17 protein-coding genes are annotated in these 15,338 nt (G+C 67.6%); 8 read left to right on the forward strand and 9 right to left on the reverse strand.

Annotated features, from left to right (window positions below):
* Positions 1-28: 28 nt before the first annotated feature.
* Positions 29-499 carry a 23S rRNA (pseudouridine(1915)-N(3))-methyltransferase RlmH gene (locus tag MLE27_RS04240; protein WP_243310639.1) on the reverse strand — a complete coding sequence of 157 codons (471 nt, stop codon included), beginning with the start codon at positions 497-499 and terminating at the stop codon, positions 29-31.
* Between the two features lie 97 nt (positions 500-596).
* On the opposite strand from MLE27_RS04240, the gene MLE27_RS04245 reads away from it, so the two are divergent.
* The 4 genes from MLE27_RS04245 to MLE27_RS04260 are packed head-to-tail and all read left to right on the forward strand — an operon-like array spanning position 597 to position 4,760.
* Entirely contained in the window at positions 597-1,166 is a 570-nt protein-coding gene (locus tag MLE27_RS04245; protein ID WP_243310640.1) for a DUF4390 domain-containing protein, read from the forward strand.
* A 44-nt stretch (positions 1,167-1,210) separates the two neighbouring features.
* On the forward strand, positions 1,211-2,146 hold the full coding sequence (locus tag MLE27_RS04250) for a TIGR01777 family oxidoreductase (protein ID WP_243310641.1): 936 nt from the start codon (positions 1,211-1,213) through the stop codon (positions 2,144-2,146).
* Positions 2,147-2,154: 8 nt separating this feature from the next.
* The gene (locus tag MLE27_RS04255) at positions 2,155-3,495 is read left to right on the forward strand and encodes an HD domain-containing phosphohydrolase (RefSeq protein WP_243310642.1); all 1,341 of its coding nucleotides are present in this window, start codon (positions 2,155-2,157) and stop codon (positions 3,493-3,495) included.
* Positions 3,492-4,760 carry a type III PLP-dependent enzyme domain-containing protein gene (locus tag MLE27_RS04260; protein ID WP_243310643.1) on the forward strand — a complete coding sequence of 423 codons (1,269 nt, stop codon included), beginning with the start codon at positions 3,492-3,494 and terminating at the stop codon, positions 4,758-4,760. The genes MLE27_RS04255 and MLE27_RS04260 overlap by 4 nt, the downstream gene beginning before the upstream one ends.
* Positions 4,761-4,883: 123 nt before the next feature.
* Here the strand turns inward: MLE27_RS04260 and MLE27_RS04265 are convergent, their stop codons facing one another.
* Genes MLE27_RS04265 through MLE27_RS04280 form a run of 4 tightly spaced genes read right to left on the reverse strand, consistent with a single transcriptional unit; the run spans position 4,884 to position 8,401 of the window.
* Positions 4,884-5,522, reverse strand: a complete 639-nt coding sequence (locus MLE27_RS04265; RefSeq protein WP_243310644.1) for an ABC-type transport auxiliary lipoprotein family protein — start codon at positions 5,520-5,522, stop codon at positions 4,884-4,886.
* Positions 5,519-6,508, reverse strand: a complete 990-nt coding sequence (locus MLE27_RS04270) for an MlaD family protein (protein ID WP_243310645.1) — start codon at positions 6,506-6,508, stop codon at positions 5,519-5,521. Before MLE27_RS04270 ends, MLE27_RS04265 begins: the two co-directional genes overlap by 4 nt.
* A gap of 7 nt (positions 6,509-6,515) precedes the next feature.
* The gene (locus tag MLE27_RS04275) at positions 6,516-7,274 is read right to left on the reverse strand and encodes an ABC transporter ATP-binding protein (RefSeq protein WP_243310646.1); all 759 of its coding nucleotides are present in this window, start codon (positions 7,272-7,274) and stop codon (positions 6,516-6,518) included.
* The gene (locus MLE27_RS04280; RefSeq protein WP_243310647.1) at positions 7,274-8,401 is read right to left on the reverse strand and encodes an ABC transporter permease; all 1,128 of its coding nucleotides are present in this window, start codon (positions 8,399-8,401) and stop codon (positions 7,274-7,276) included. The genes MLE27_RS04275 and MLE27_RS04280 overlap by 1 nt, the downstream gene beginning before the upstream one ends.
* Positions 8,402-8,579: 178 nt before the next feature.
* On the opposite strand from MLE27_RS04280, the gene MLE27_RS04285 reads away from it, so the two are divergent.
* Both MLE27_RS04285 and MLE27_RS04290 read left to right on the forward strand, forming a co-directional pair.
* Positions 8,580-9,146, forward strand: a complete 567-nt coding sequence (locus MLE27_RS04285) for a tetratricopeptide repeat protein (protein ID WP_243310648.1) — start codon at positions 8,580-8,582, stop codon at positions 9,144-9,146.
* A gap of 548 nt (positions 9,147-9,694) precedes the next feature.
* On the forward strand, positions 9,695-10,021 hold the full coding sequence (locus tag MLE27_RS04290) for a hypothetical protein (RefSeq protein ID WP_243310649.1): 327 nt from the start codon (positions 9,695-9,697) through the stop codon (positions 10,019-10,021).
* Positions 10,022-10,145: 124 nt separating this feature from the next.
* Here the strand turns inward: MLE27_RS04290 and MLE27_RS04295 are convergent, their stop codons facing one another.
* The 4 genes from MLE27_RS04295 to pyk are packed head-to-tail and all read right to left on the reverse strand — an operon-like array spanning position 10,146 to position 13,606.
* Positions 10,146-10,997, reverse strand: coding sequence for a class I SAM-dependent methyltransferase (locus MLE27_RS04295; RefSeq protein WP_243310650.1), 852 nt, complete (start codon positions 10,995-10,997; stop codon positions 10,146-10,148).
* A 34-nt stretch (positions 10,998-11,031) separates the two neighbouring features.
* Positions 11,032-11,673, reverse strand: coding sequence for an HAD family hydrolase (locus tag MLE27_RS04300; protein WP_243310651.1), 642 nt, complete (start codon positions 11,671-11,673; stop codon positions 11,032-11,034).
* The gene (locus tag MLE27_RS04305) at positions 11,673-12,137 is read right to left on the reverse strand and encodes an L-2-amino-thiazoline-4-carboxylic acid hydrolase (protein WP_243310652.1); all 465 of its coding nucleotides are present in this window, start codon (positions 12,135-12,137) and stop codon (positions 11,673-11,675) included. Before MLE27_RS04305 ends, MLE27_RS04300 begins: the two co-directional genes overlap by 1 nt.
* 47 nt (positions 12,138-12,184) lie before the next feature.
* Entirely contained in the window at positions 12,185-13,606 is a 1,422-nt protein-coding gene (gene pyk, locus MLE27_RS04310; RefSeq protein WP_243310653.1) for a pyruvate kinase, read from the reverse strand.
* Positions 13,607-13,756: 150 nt separating this feature from the next.
* Between pyk and MLE27_RS04315 the strand changes: the two genes are divergently transcribed.
* Both MLE27_RS04315 and MLE27_RS04320 read left to right on the forward strand, forming a co-directional pair.
* Complete coding sequence (locus MLE27_RS04315; RefSeq protein ID WP_243310654.1) at positions 13,757-14,920, forward strand: pyridoxal-phosphate-dependent aminotransferase family protein; 1,164 nt, start codon at positions 13,757-13,759, stop codon at positions 14,918-14,920.
* A 28-nt stretch (positions 14,921-14,948) separates the two neighbouring features.
* The gene (locus MLE27_RS04320; protein ID WP_243310655.1) at positions 14,949-15,257 is read left to right on the forward strand and encodes a DUF1844 domain-containing protein; all 309 of its coding nucleotides are present in this window, start codon (positions 14,949-14,951) and stop codon (positions 15,255-15,257) included.
* The last annotated feature ends 81 nt before the right edge of the window (positions 15,258-15,338 follow it).

Consider the following 15,338-nt stretch of genomic DNA (forward strand, 5'->3'; position numbering starts at 1 on the left):
ATTTGTGCCTAATCGTGCCTAGTCGTGCCTAGTCGTGATGGTACGGGTGTTTGGCCAATATGGTCATGCCCCGGTAGAGCTGCTCCAGAAGGACCACGCGGGCCAGGTCGTGGGGCAGGGTGTAGGGGCCCAGGCTCATGGTTTCGTCGAAGCGCTCGCGCACCTCGGGGCTGAAGCCGAAGGGGCCTCCCACAACGAAGCAGGGGGCGCGGCCCGGGTCCTCCAGCCAGGTGGAGAGCTTGGCCGAGAGCCCTTTGGAGCCGTGGGCCCTGCCGCCCTCGTCCAGGCCGATCACCCGGTCGCGCGCGGTGACGGATGCGAGCAGGGCCTGGCCCTCGCGGCGCATGCGCTGGGTCTTGTCCTTGGCGTCCTTGACGTCGCGGGTGCAGACCACCTCGCAACGCACGTAGCGGTTGAGGGCCTCGAGGTAGTGGCGGGCGGCTTCGGCGGCCCAAGGGGCCTTGGCCTCGCCCACGAACAAAAGTTTCAAGCGATTCATCGTGTTCAGGCAGGCTATCGCCGCCGATGGCTGTTGTCAAAGCCCGGCCCATGCGCTAGGCAAAGTGGGGGCGATTGCGCCAGAGAAAACCGCGGGAATGTCCATGCGCCGAATCGTGCTGTTCCTCTTCATGCTCATGGTGTCCGGGCTCGCCGCCTGGCCCGTGACGGCGCACGCGCAGCGCATCACGCTCACCAACCTGGTGGTGGACAACCAGGAAGGCCGCGTGAAGGTGCGCTTCGGGCTGGACATCAAGGCCGAGGAGGCCGTGCGCGAGGCCCTCACGCGCGGCGAGGTGCTGGCCCTGGAGTGCAAGGCGGTGCTTGGCCGCAAGCGCGATTACGTCTGGAACAAGGACGTGGCCCGGGCGGAAATGTCCAGCGAACTGGTGCTGCACGAGGGCGGCCCCTACCAGATCGTGCTGCCATCCAGAAGGCAGGAGCACTATCGCGGGCGCGACGTGGGCCTGCTCATGAAGGAGGCCTGGGGCACCCTCTCCATGGACCTGGGCGAGTGGAGCCAGATGGAGCGCGGCTTCACCTATTCGCTCTCCCTGGAGATCCGGCTGGTGCGCCGCGAGGTGCCCGAGTGGGTGAAGAGCACGGTCTTCTTCTGGAATTTCGACGTGGTTCCGCCGGTGAAGTACCAGCTCGACTTCTCCTATTGAGCATCCGGCCCCGAGGGCCGGGCGAGGCGTGGAGGGGCACGGACATGGATGCGAGTTCGAAACGCGTGATCGTAGCCGGCGGCAGCGGCTTCATCGGCCGCGCCCTGTGCGCTGCGCTTGCGGCCTCCGGCTGGCGGGTGCAGGTGCTCACGCGGGGGGCGTCGCGCCCCGCCTCGACCGGCCGCCCGGAATTCGTCACCTGGGACGGGCTCACCGCGAACGGCTGGGGGCATCTGGCGGACGGTGCGGCCGCCCTGGTGAACCTCACCGGCGAGAACGTGGCCGCGGGCCCCTGGACGGCCAAACGCAGGAAGTCCATCCTGGAGAGCAGGGTGAACGCGGGCCGGGCCATGCTCCAGGCCGCGGAGCATGTGAAGCGCGCCTCGGGCGTGCTGCCCGGCGTGCTGGTTCAGGCCTCGGCAGTGGGCTACTACGGCGACACGCGCGATGCGGCGGTGGACGAGTCCCACCCTTCGGGGGGCGGCTTCCTGGCGGAGGTCTGCCGCCAGTGGGAGGCCGCGAGCGCGCCAGTGGAGGCGCTGGGCGTGCGCCGCGCCGTGATCCGCTCCGGGCTGGTGCTCGGGCGCGGCGGCGGCATCCTGGCCAAGATGCTGCCGCAGTTCAGATTTTTCGCCGGGGGGCCGCTTGGCGACGGGAGCCAGGGCTTCCCCTGGATCCACCTCGAGGACGAGGTCCGCGCGATCATGTTCCTGATGGAGCGCGAAGAGGCCTCCGGCCCCTTCAACCTCGCCGCGCCGCGGACCGTCAGCAACCTGGAGTTCTGCCGGGCTCTCGGGGCCGCGCTCTCCAGGCCGTGCTGGCTGCCCGCACCCGCGCCGCTCTTGCGCCTGGTGTTCGGCGAAATGGCCGACGACGTTTTTCTGGCCGGATGCAGGGCCGTGCCCGCGCGGCTCTCGGAACTGGGCTTCACGTTCAAGCATCCGGACCTTGCCCGGGCGCTTAGGGAACTTGCAGGCTAGGAGGCAAAATGGGCAACAGGCGCATCCTGGTCGTCGAGGACGAGGCCATCGTGGCCCTGGACATCCGCAACAGGCTGACACACCTGGGCTATCAGGTGGTGGCCATGGTGGGCACCGGGGAAGAGGCGGTGGCCCGCTCGGGCGACATGCGTCCGGATCTGGTTCTCATGGACATCATGCTTCCCGGCGGCATGGACGGCATAGAAGCCGCGACCCTCATCCGCGAGAATTTCGACATTCCGGTGGTCTACCTCACGGCCTACGCCGATCAGCAGACCCTGAGCCGGGCCAAGATCACCAACCCCTTCGGCTACATCATCAAGCCCTTCGAGGACCGCGAGCTCCAGACCACCATCGAGATGGCGGTCTACAAGTACGAGACGGACTGCAAGCTGATGCTCTCCGAGCGTTGGCTGGGCACCACGCTCAAAAGCCTGGGCGACGCGGTGGTCACCACCGGCCCGGCCGGGCTGGTGCAGTACATCAATCCCGTGGCCGAGCAGATGCTCGGCACCACGCTGGAGCAGGCCGTGGGCAAGTCCGTGCCGGAGCTTTTCAGGCAGGAGGACTGCGCCCTGACCGCCACGGGCAGCCACACCTGCACGCTGAGCTGCGTGGACGGGGCGGAGCTGCCCATAGAGGCCACGGTCTCCCCCATCCTGGACGACTGGGGCGCGCGCATCGGCACGGTCATGGTCTGCCGCGACATCTCCGAAAGGGTTCGCGCCGAGCATAAGATGCACGAGTACGTGGCCTCGCTCAACCGCACGCTGGAGGCCACGGTCTCGGCGCTGGCCGTCACGGCCGAGAAGCGCGACCCCTACACCGCGGGCCACCAGCAGCGCGTCTCCGCACTGGCCTGCGCCATAGCGCAGGAGATGGGGCTCGCGGAGGAGAAGGTGCATGGCCTGCGTGTGGCGGGGCTGCTGCACGACATCGGGAAAATCTACATCCCTGCGGAAATACTGGCGAAGCCCTCGACGCTCACCTCCATCGAGATGGGCCTGATAAAGACCCACGCCGAGGTGGGGCACGAAATCCTGGAACACATCCCCTTTCCCTGGCCCGTGGCCCGCATGGTTCTGGAGCACCACGAGCGCATCAACGGCACCGGCTACCCCTTCGGCCTGCGCGCGGACCAACTGCTCCCCGAGTCCAAGATCCTCTCCGTGGCCGACGTGGTGGAGGCCATGAGCTCGCACAGGCCCTACCGCGCAGCCCTGGGCCTGAACCGCGCCTTGGGCGAGATCCGCGCCAACAGGGGCGAACTCTACGACCCCGAGGCGGTGGACGTCTGCGTGCGGCTCTTCGAAGAGAAGGGCTACACCTTCGACACCGAGGCCGGATGATCGCGCCCGCCGCGCCGTTCGAGCGGGCCTCGGCCCTGTTGCGCGCCGCCCTGGAGCAGGGCGTGCTGGACGGGGAAGACTCCGCCGTCCTGCTCTACGACCTGGACGGCCTGGACGCCCGCCTCCAGGAGCTGGACCTGGCCTTCCCCGCCTCCACCCTGCACGCGGTGGCCGTGAAGGCCGCCCCCTTCCCCTGGCTGCTGGACCGCCTGGCCGACGCCGGCGCGGGCCTGGAGGCCGCCTCCCTGCCGGAGCTGCGCATCGCCCTGGCCAGCGGCTGCCCGCCGGAGCGGGTGGTGTTCGACTCCCCGGCCAAGACCGTGGCCGAGATCAGGGAGGCCCTGGAGCTGGGCGTGGGCCTCAACGCGGACAACTTTCAGGAACTTGCGCGCCTGGACGCGCTGCTGGCGGGCGCGAAGCCCAGGGGAGCCGTGGGGCTGCGCGTGAACCCGCAGGTGGGGCAGGGGGCCATAGCGGCCACCAGCGTGGCCGGGCACTATTCCAAGTTCGGGGAACCCATCGAGAAACGGGCCGAGATCGTGCAAACCTACGCGGACCGGCCCTGGCTCACGGCCCTGCACCTGCATGTGGGCTCGCAGGGCTGCCCGCTCGAACTGATGGCCTCGGGCGTGCGCGCCGTGCTGGACCTGCGCGCGGACATCGAGGCGGTCTGCGGCCAGGGGCGCATCCGCCGCTTCGACATCGGCGGGGGCCTCCCCGCCACCTACCGCCCGGAAAACCCCGCGCCCGGCTTCGCGGACTACGCCGCCCTGCTGCGGCAGCGCTGCCCGGAGCTGTTCACCGGCGAGATGGAGCTGGTCACGGAGTTCGGGCGGGCCGTGTTCGCCGCCGCCGGAGTGGCCGCGAGCCGCGTGGAGTACGCCAAGCGCCAGCCCGGGCACCGCACCGCGGTGATCCACCTGGGCGCGGACATGTTCCTGCGGCCCTGCTATGCCCCTGATACCTGGCATCACGAGATGGCCGCCGCCAACCCGGACGGCTCGCTCAAATCCGGCCCCGTGGAGGACTGGCACGTGGCAGGGCCGCTGTGCTTCTCCGGGGATTTTCCGTCCCGCCTGGCCCCGCTGGCGGAGGTGGAGCCGGGAGACTTCATCCTCATCCGCGACACCGGGGCCTACACCCTGGGCATGTGGTCGCGCTACAACAGCCGCCAGATGCCCAAGGTCGTGGGCGTGGAGGGCGGCAGGGCGCGCGTGCTCAGGGAGCGCGAGACCCCGGAGAAGGTCGTCACATTCTGGAGTTGAGCCTTACGGGCAACCGGCCCCCCCGGCGTCTCCGGATGAAAGGCGAAACCCTCGCGTGCTCCATGCCCGCGAGGGTTTCGCCGTTGCGGCATCAGGCCGGGAGATCCGCAGAAGCCTTTGCGGCTATTTCGAGGGGTTGGCCAGGGCCTGCCTGATGTCCCCCTCCAGTTCCGCCAGTATCTCCGCCAGGGCCGTGTTGTAGGCCCGGGCCAGGGCCGCGGCGTCGTTTCCGCCCGGCTGGAAGGCCACCGTCCTGGAATAATCCTTCTCGAAAAGCACCGTGTAGGCCTCCCCCTTGTTGCTCACCAGGAAGAACTGGATCTCCAGCACGGCCTTGGGGGCGCCCTGGTCCGTGAAGTCGCCGTAGAGGGCGTTGACCATGCCCTCCAGCAGGTGCGTGTCCGCCACCTGGCTGGTGGAATCCACCACGTTGCCGAACAGGCCCGCGCGGCCCAGCCACTGGCGCGCCTGCCCCGTGAGGTTCTGCGCGGGCTGGGTGAAGAAGGTGTTGTAGTAGTCCGAGTCGAAGCGCGAATCGCCCAGGCGGTAGACCATCTCCTTGCCCTGGAAGGCCGGGTTGATCTGCAGGGGGCGCACCTTGAGCACGGTTGAGGCTTTGGGGGCCGGAGCCGTTTCGGGGCGCTGGGCCGAGATGTTGAAGAGCCTGCGGTCCGGGGCAGGGCGGGAAAGGGGCGAAGCCGCGCAGGCCGCGAGCGTCGCGGCCGCCAGGCACAGGATCAGGGCTTTGAGCGGCGTTCTCATCGCTTCTCCGGGTGCACCTTGGCCGGCGGGGCCCCGAAGATCAGGCGCGAGGGGTTGCGCTTGGCGTCGCCGGTGAGGTCGTTGAGGTTTTCCATCATGCGCTTGCCCTGCTGCAGCAGCTCCTGCACCTCGTCGCGCTGGCTGCCCATGAGCAGGCCCAGCTCCCGCAGGAAGCGGCGCAGGTCGGAAACGGCCTGGGGCAGGTTCTGGGTGGAGACGTTCAGGTTGTTGAGCAGCTGCCCCAGGTTGGCCAGGGATTCGCGGGCCTCCTTGCTTTCGATCAGGGCCGCGAGCTGCTGGTTGGTGCCGCGCAGGTCCTGGATGAGCGAGTTGACGTTGCCGGTGAGCCCGGGGACGTTGGCGTCCTTCACGGCCTCGCGCAGCACCACCAGCAGGGAGTTGATGTTGCCCACGGCCTGGTCCACCCCGGCCTCGTCGATCTTGCGCAAGAGCTTGGAGAAGGTCTCGAAGGTCTCCTCCAGGCGGGCGATGGTGCTGGGGGAAGAGGGCACGTAGGGGTATTGCGGGATCCAGTCGATGGGCAGGGGCTTGCTCGCCCCGCTCCTGGCGTAGTCCATCTCCAGGTAGGCGGTGCCCGTGAGCCCCTGGGGCGCGATGCGGATGCGCAGCCCGTTGGCCACCTCGCGATCCAGGGCCTCGCGCAGGTTGGAAGCCCCCCCCGCGGCCAGCGGGGTGCCGGGGTCCAGGGCCATTTCCACCAGCACGTAGCGGAAGGGCACGTCCTTGATGTCGTGGTACTTGTTGAACACGAAGCGCACCCGCTCGATGGAGCCGATCTTCACGCCCTTGAATTTCAGGGGGGAGCCCACGTCGATGCCCTGCACGGACTCGTTGAAGTAGGTCTCCAGCATGATCTTGTCCTGGCGTAGCGCGCCGATCCCGAAGAAAATCAGGGCCAGGACCAGCAGCGTGACCGAGCCTATGACGAACAGGCCCAGTTTGAAGTAGTTGGACGGGGCGCTCATGCTCTCCTCACGGCTCCGGGGTCGGCGTGCGGTTGAAGAATTGACGGACTTTGGGGTTGGCGGACGTGTCGCGCAGCAGCGCCGGAGGCCCCTGGGCGATGACGCCCTTGGCCTGGGCGTCGAGCATGACGGCCTGGTCCGCGATGGCGAAAATGCTGGCCAGCTCGTGGCTGACGATGACGAAGGTGATGCCCAGGTTGCGCGACAGCGAGAGGATCAGCTCGTCCAGCCCGGCCGAGGTCACGGGATCGAGCCCGGCCTGGGGCTCGTCCAGAAAGAGGATGGCCGGGTCCAGGGCCATGGCCCGGGCGATGGCCGCGCGCTTCTGCATGCCGCCCGAAAGCTCCGAAGGCAGCTTGTGCTCCGCCCCGGAAAGCCCCACCTGGGCCAGCTTCACCCGGGCCACGGCCTCGCGGGCGGCCAGGGGCAGGCGGGTGAACTCCTCCAGGGGCAGGCAGACGTTCTCCATGAGGGTCAGCGAGCCGAACAGCGCGCCGGACTGGTAGGTCACGCCGAAGCTGCGCAGGATGCGCTTGCGCTCGCGCCCCCTGGCCGTGGTGATGTCGCGCCCTTCAATGAACACGTGCCCGCTCAGGGGCTGGTGCAGCCCGATCATGTGCTTGAGCAGGGTGCTCTTGCCGCAGCCCGACCCGCCCAGAATCACGGTCACCTCGCCGCGCGCGGCCTCGAAGCTCACATCGCGCAACACGGCTTCGCCGCCGTAGCCGGCGTACAGGTTGGAGACGACGACGGCGGGCGCTTCCATCACCAGCCCAGGGAGTAGAAGGTCACGGCGAACACGCCGTCGGCCACGGCCACCAGGATGATGCCCGCCACCACGGCGCTGGTGGTGGCGCTGCCCACGGAGCTGGCCCCGCCGCTGGTGCGCAGCCCGCGCTGGCAGCCGATGGCGCAGACCAGCAGGCTGAACGCGCAGGACTTGAACAGCCCCCCCATCAAATCGGGGAGATGCACGGACATCTGCACCTGGTTGACGAAGGCCGCCAGGGGATAGCCCAGGGAGAGCATCACCAGGGCTCCGCCGATGAGCCCGGCCAGGTTGAAGAACAGGGTCAGCAGCGGTGTGACGGCCATGGCCGCGCCCACCCGGGTGACCACCAGGAAGCGCACCGGGTCCAGCCCCATGGTCTTGAGGGCGCTGATCTCCTCGTTGACGTTCATGGTGCCCAGCTCGGCCGCGAAGGCCGAGCCGGAGCGCCCGGCCAGGATGATGGCCGTGACCAGGGGGCCGAGCTCCCGCAGCATGGAGAGCCCCAGCAGGTTGGCCACGAAGATCTCCGCGCCGAAGCGGCGCAGGGGCATGGCGGACTGGAAGGCCATGATGAGGCCCATGAGGAAGCCGATGAGCACGATGATGGGCAGGGCGTTGGCACCGGCGGTTTCGGCCACGTGAATGGCGTCGCGCCAGCGCACCCGGCGCGGGTTGGCCAGGGCGGCGGCGAAGGCCGCGCAGAACTCGCCCACGAAGGCCACGATGGAGGCCATGTCCTCCAGGAGCACGGCGGTCTTGCGGCCCACCTCCTCGGCCAGGCCTGGACGCTGGCGCGGGGTCGGCGGCGGCGCCACGTCCGCTGGTGAGAACTGGTCGAACAGGATGCGGAAGCGCCGCTCCAGGCCGGTCAGGGTGAAGGAGGCGCCGTGCAGTTCGGCCTGGCGGCGCAGCTCCAGCAGCAGGGCCAGGCCGGAGCCGTCGCAGAAGTTCACCTCGCTGGCGTCGACGCGCATGACAGAGCCCGGTCCGGCGGCCGCCTGCGCGGCTTTGGTCCAGAGCCGGGCAACGCCGGTTGCGTCCAGGCGGCCTGAAAGCCGCAGCTCGACGCCGCCCGGGATGGCCGCGTGCGTCATGGTGGCGGAGAGGTTCTGGACTGGCATGGGAGGGCTCGGTGGGTGGAAGCGCTGTCACAGGCTTGTACGCCAGGGGCACAGGCCGGTCAATTGAGGAGTCCCCGCCGGGGGCGATTTGCCGCGTGGAATAGTGCTTGCCGCCGGGGGCTAAATTGTGCAGATATTGAAGGTAGTCCCCTCAAACACTCTCTCAGGAGGAACCCGCATGAGAAGCAGATCCATCATCCTGTTGTTCGTGCTGGCCGTTTGCGTGTGCGCCGCGCCAGCGTTCGCCGCCAAGAAGAAGGGCACGATGTCCGAGCAGCAGCAGATGAGCTCGGATTACGCCAAGGCAGTGGAGCTGGTGAACGCCCGCAAGTGGAAGGCTGGCATTGAAGCCATGACCGCCATCATCGACAACCCCAAGACCAGCAAGGACATCCTGCCCAACGCCTACGCCGACAGGGGATCCTGCTACGCCAACACCAAGATGCCCGAAGAGGCCGTGAAGGATTTCGACAAGTCACTGGAGCTGCGCCCGGACGTGGCGAACACGCTGTACAACCGCGCCCGCGCCCTGGCCATGCTCAACAAGCATGACGCCGCCATCAAGGACCTGACCAAGGCCATCGAACTGTCCCAGCCGAGCATCATCCAGGCCGGATACCTCTACAACCGGGGCGTGAGCTACATGGCCGTGGACAAGACCGCCGAGGCCAAGGCCGACTTCAAGGCCGCCAAGAAGCTCAACCCCAAGCTGAAGATCCCCATGAAGGCCAAGGACACCATGTAGGCTCGACCGGGCCCCTCCTGAGAATGGGGGAAGCCGCGCATCAACGAGGCTCCCGCGCCATGCGCCGGGAGCCTTTTTCATTGTCTGGCCTCCCTTTGCCCCGACACGGTCCGGTTTGACCGCCGGAGAAATTTTCGCTCCAGCCTCGAAAAATCCCACCAACGAAAACTGGAGCCCGGTCCCGAGGGAGGCCCCCGGGCTCGGCCGGGCCAGGATTCGGGTTCGCCTCCAACCTGCCGCGAATGCGAAAGGTTCCTGGAGATGCGGCGGCCCGGGCATGGCTTCGCCCGACAATCCATGAAGGGCTCTCTCCAAACATTGGAGGGAGAAGGCCGGAACAATCGCGCAATTCGTTGCGCGATATGGATAATTAATATGTTATTATAGTGTGTTGGTAGTCTCCAGGGGTGCTTGGCATGATGGGTGCTTCATGCCGCTCGTCACCCGGCGGCGGGACTCAGGGCGCGGCGGCGGCACAACCGCCAGCCCTCGGACCCGGAAAGGACCGCCGGTGACGGACTTCATGCCTGTGCCTCTGGAGGTTTCTTATGTTCTCATCCCCCGCCCCCCGCCTGTTGAAGCTCTGCCGCAAAGCCCTGCTCCCCGCCTCGATGATGGTCGCGGTTCTGTTGTTCGGCACCCCCGCCTCCGCGACGGCCATCAGCTACACTTACGACGCCGCCAGCCGGGTGGCCAAGGTCGTCTACGAAGACGGTATCAGCAAGAGCATCGTGTTCGACAGAGAGGGCAATATCGCCAGTTCCACCACCCAGGCGACGAGCGTGCTGCTCCCGGGCATGATGGCCCTGTTGCTGCCCGGCCAGGGGCAAGCCAGCCCCCAGGAGCAGGGTCTGCAGTCTTCATTGCTGCAGTAGCCGCCTCCAGAGAGATACAATACGCATAACGGGCGAAGAGGCCTGAACGACCGCGCCGCCGCCGCCGGATCATCCGGCGGCGGCGGCGCGTTTATTTTCTCGGGAGCCGGCAGGGGCGCGGGCTTCAGCTTGGGGCCTGCTTGCGGCAGGTGACGTAGAAGTTGGTCTTGTCGCCGCTCATGTTGTGCAGGGAATAGACGCCGTCCAGAAAGAGCCTCGCCGGGAGGCTCGATGTGGCCTTCCTGGAATCGTAGTTCTCCTGCACGAGGGCCTCGATGGCGAACCCGGACTGTTCGATGTAGCGTTTTATAGCCAGCTTATTGAAATAATACAGATGGTAGGGGGGGTGAAGCTTGGCCAGCGGGCCGCTCACACCCGCTCTGTGCAGCAGCATGCCCACCCGGTCCAGCACGTTGTCCGTGCTGACGGTGCTCAGGAACAGCAGGCCGTCCGGGGCCAGCACGCGCCAGATCTCCCGCAGGAGGGCCATGGGGTCGCGCACGTGCTCCAGCAGGTCGAAGGCGGCCACCACCTGGAAACTTCCGTCTGGCAGGCCGCATTCCTCAATGGGCTCCTCCAGGACGGCGCAGCCGAATTTCTCCCGGATGGCTTGGGCCAGCGGCTGCGAGAACTCGATGGCCTCCACCCTGAGCCCCCGGGTGGAGCAGAATTCAAGGAAGTGCCCCACGCCCGGCCCGATCTCCAGCACGCTGCCGCCGGGAAAGCGCCGCGAGGCGGTTTCCGCCGCCTGGAGCATGTGCTGGTAATGGTTGGTCTGGAGGTCGTCCTCAAGGCTGAAGTATTCCGCGGCGACATATTCCTGCGCGGCGTAGAGGCTTTTGAGTTCGGCTTTCGTTGGGGTGGGGTCGTACCAGCGCATGCCGCACCCGCCGCAACGCAGCAGGTCGCGTCCGTGCAGCCGGGCCATGAGGTGCTGGTCGCGCCCGCCGCAGAGGTTGCAAGACGAAGGTTTCATACTTGGCCCTGTGGTAAGGTGTGTGCGGTGGCCGCTAGATGTGCTGCAGCAGCTCCACGGGGTGGTCGATGAACACGCGCTGGCCCGCGGCCTCCAGGTCCGCCCGGGGGCGGAAGCCCCAGGTCACGCCGACGCAGGCCATGCCGGAGTTCTTGGCGCAGAGCACGTCCATGGGCGTATCGCCCACCAGCACCATGTCGGCTGTATCGAGCCCGAGGCGGGCAGCAAGTGCCAGGGCTCCGGCGGGGTCGGGCTTCTTGGGGTATTCGCCCTCGCCCAGGACCACGGACCAGCTCCAGCGGCCCAACAGATCGCGCACCACCAGGCGGGTGAAGTCGTCGGGCTTGTTGGAGAGCACGGCCAGGGGCAGGCCCCGGGCGGTGAGCTTGTCCAGCAGTTCGGGGATGCCGGGATAGGGGCGGCTCTTCTCCTTCCAGTTGCGGTCGTATTCGCGGCGCATGTGCTCCACGGCCTCGTCCAGGCGGTGCAGGGCTTCCTGGGGCAGGGCGCGCTGCATCATGGTGCGGATGCCGTCTCCCACGAAGATTTTGTAGCTTTCCAGCGGATGGGCGGGCAGCCCCATGGTTTCAAGGGCCGCGTTGGAGGCGTCGGCGAGGTCCTCCAGGGAGTCGATGAGGGTTCCGTCCAGGTCGAAGACAACAGCGCGTACAGACATCACTCACTCCATATGAACCGGAAGCGGCAGCGCGAGCCCCCGTTGCCCAGGGTCTCGGGCCGTTCCATGCTGATGTGTGGGGAATAGGCGCGCGCGAAGGGCAGGTCGCGCGCGCAGGAGATCAGGCCCGCCAGCTCCTCCGGCAGGCCCATGGCCTTGTAGCGTTCCACGTAGTCGCAGCGCGTCACGTCGAAACGCAGCTCGCGTTCGGATTGCTCCACGTTCTCGATGGCGAGCGCCCCCGAACCGCGCCACAGCCCGAGCACGGTGCAGAAATGACCGAAACTCGGGCCGCCCGGAGCAAGGGCCGCGAACTCGCGCCCGGCCTGGGCCGCGAGGGATTCCACGGCCCCGCGCACGGCCTCGAGGGCCTGGGCCTGGTCCATGCGGGCCAGCAGGCTCCGGTACATGGCCAGAAAGATGCCCGCCTCCACGGCGCGACGGTCCAGCAACGGGATGTTCATGGGGGCTCCGATACGGTGCGGGGGCCTTGCGGCCCCCGTTCGTCGGCTTATTTGTAGTACAGCTTGATCTGGTTTGTGAAGCGCTCGGTCTGGCCCGGAGTGGGCTGGCCCGAGGTGATGACCACCGATTCGCCCGGCGCGAAGTCCGGGCTCTCGGCCACGAAGCGCTCCGCCCTGCGGGAGTGGCTCTCGGCCGAGGCCTCGATCAGCCGCGGCACCACGCCCCAGACGAAGTTGAGGTTGTGGATGATCTTCTCGTCGGGCGTCAGGGCGTAGATGGGCAGCGCGGGCCTGCGGGAGGAGAGCAGCCGCGCCGTGACCCCTGAGGTCGAATGGCTGACCAGGGCCTTGGATTCGGCGTTGTCCGCCAGGATGCAGGCGGAGTAGGCCAGGTATTTCGAGGGGTTCTTCTCCTTCTTGGGAGGGTAGGGCCCCTGGATGCGCTCCAGGTAGTACTGCACGGCGTTGTCGGAGATCTCGCGCATGTACTCCACGGCCTTGACCGGGTGGTCGCCCACGGCGGTCTCCTCCGAGAGCATCACGCAGTCGGCCCCGTCCATGATGGCGTTTGCCACGTCGGTGGACTCCGCCCGCGTGGGGATGGGGTTCTTGACCATGGAGAGAAGCATCTGCGTGGCCACGATGGCGGGCTTCTGGGCGTGGCGGCAGGCCCGGATGATGCGCTTCTGGATGATGGGCAGCTGCGAGATGGGGCACTCAAGCCCCAGGTCGCCGCGCGCCACCATGACGATGTCGGTCAGGGCCAGTATCTCGTCCAGGCGGTCCACCGCGTTCTGGCGCTCCAGCTTGGCCACAACGGGAATCCAGACGCCGTGGCGGGCGATTTCGTCCTTGATGTGGCGGATGTCGTCGCCGTTCTGCACGAAGGAGAGGGCCACCGCGTTGAGCCCGGCGTCGATGCCCTCGTGCAGGTCCACGATGTCCTTGGCGGTGAGCGCCGGCAGGGCGTGGTGCTTGCCCGGGAAGGCGATGCCCTTGCGCGAGGCCAGCATCCCGGCGTTGTGGGCCTGGATCTCGTAGAGCCGGTCGTTCTTGACGGTCCTGGTCACGGTGAACTGGAGCATCCCGTCGGAGAGGTTCACGGGCATGCCCGGCTGCAGGCCCTCCAACAGGGGGGGCACGTCCAGGGGGATGAACAGCTTGTCGCCGCCGGGGTTCTCGTCCGGCAGGCCCAGCAGCAGGGTCTGGCCCTTGTTCACCTGGCGGGGGGCGTTTTCGATCTCGCCGATGCGGGTCTTGGGGCCGCAGAGGTCGCCCAGGGCGGTGAGCGGCAGGCCAAGCTCGGACTCCACCTCGCGGATGGCCTTGATGACCGGCACGAAATCGGCGGCCACGGAGTGGGAGAAGTTCAGGCGGAAGATGGTGGCCCCGGCCAGGGCCAGCTCCTTGATGGACTGCTTGGACATGGAGGCCGGGCCAAGGGTGGCGATGATTTTGGTGGTGGTCATGTGCGCTCCTGGTCGGCGGGGTTCTGTGGCGGAAAGCTACCTCAAGCCCCGCTGAAAGTGTACCGTTAATTGCCTGTTTCCGCCCACTTGGCAAAATGGGTGCAATGGACGGCGCTTTGTTGTAAAAGCCGCCCCAGCGAGGACGCAAGAATGCTCAACAAACCGAGACTGCTGACGCCGGGCCCCACGCCGCTTCCGGAGGAAGTGCGGCTGGCCATGGCCCGCGACATGATCCACCACCGCAAGCCCAACTTCCTGCCCGTGATGGAGGATGTGCGCTCGGGGCTGAAATATCTCTTCCAGACCACCCAGGAGGTCATGCCCCTGGCGGCATCCGGCACCGGGGCCATGGCCGCCGCCGTGACCAACCTTTTCGCCCCTGGCGAGAAGATCCTCTGCATCGAGGGCGGCAAGTTCGGCGAACGCTGGGGCGAAATCGCCGACATGCACGGCCAGGTGCCCGTGCGCCTGCAGGTGGAGTGGGGCCACGCCGTGGACCCCGCCGCCGTCGCGGCCGCCCTGGACGCCGACCCGGAAATCAAGGGCGTGTGCGTGCAGGCCTCCGAGACCTCCACGGGCGTGCTGCACCCCATCAGACAGCTGGCCCAGGTCACCGCCGGGCGCGACGTGCTCCTGGTGGCGGACGGCATCTCCGCCGTGGGCATCTCCCCCTGCCCCATGGACGCCTGGGGCATCGACTGCCTGCTCACCGGCTCCCAGAAGGGGCTGATGCTGCCGCCCGGCCTGGCCTTCGTGGCCTTCTCAGACAAGGCCTGGGCCAAGTGCGACACGGTGCGGCCCTCCAACTTCTATTTCCAGCTGAAGGGCGAGCGGGCCAAGATCGCCGCCAACCAGACCATGTTCACCTCCGCCGTGGGGCTGCTGGTGGGCCTGCGCGAGAGCCTGCGCCTGTTCAGGGAGTTCGGCCTGGAGAACATGATGCGCAAGCAGTGGGCCCTGACCATGATGGCCCGCGCCGGAGCCAGGGCCATGGGCCTGGAACTGCTTGCCAAGACGGACTTCACCTGGGGCCTGACCGCAATCAAGATGCCCCTGGGTGTTGAAAGCTCCGCCGTGCTCAAGTCCGCCTCGGCCGATTTCGGCGTGGTGCTGGCCGGGGGCCAGGGCCACATGAAGAACCAGGTGGTGCGCCTGGGTCACATGGGCTACGTGGATTTCGGCGACGTTCTGGCCGGGCTTGCGGCCCTGCGCGCCGCGTTCACCGCCTCGGGCGGATACGTTGGCTGCACTGACCCGCTGGAGCAGGCCATGGCCGCCTATTCCGAAGCCCTGGCCCAGGGTCCCGCGCTCTGATAGCGCTTACGTGTAAGGAGCATACCCCATGACTCAGGACAACAAGTGCTCGGGCTGCCCCGACGGCCACGCCGATTACGAGGGCATTTGCCTGCCCCAGGTGGATTTCATCACCTTCGCCTACTCCATGGCCTCCGCCGCCATGGTGCACCTGGGCGAAATGCCCGACCCGGAGACGGGGGGCAGCAGCCTGAACAAGCCGCTGGCCAAGCACACCATCGACACGCTCTCCATGCTTGAGGAGAAGACCCGGGGCAACCTGACCCCGGAGGAGTCGAGCCAGCTCACGCAGATGCTCGGCCACCTGAAGATGCTCTACGTGCGAAAAGCCGGGTAGGGCCGGGCCGCACGGCCCGCCCCGCCCGGACGCCACGATGCGCGGCGCCGCCCGCCCCGGCGGAGGCGCGCCCTTTTGTTT

It is taken from the genome of Fundidesulfovibrio agrisoli (assembly GCF_022808715.1).
GTDB classification, from domain to species: domain Bacteria; phylum Desulfobacterota; class Desulfovibrionia; order Desulfovibrionales; family Desulfovibrionaceae; genus Fundidesulfovibrio; species Fundidesulfovibrio agrisoli.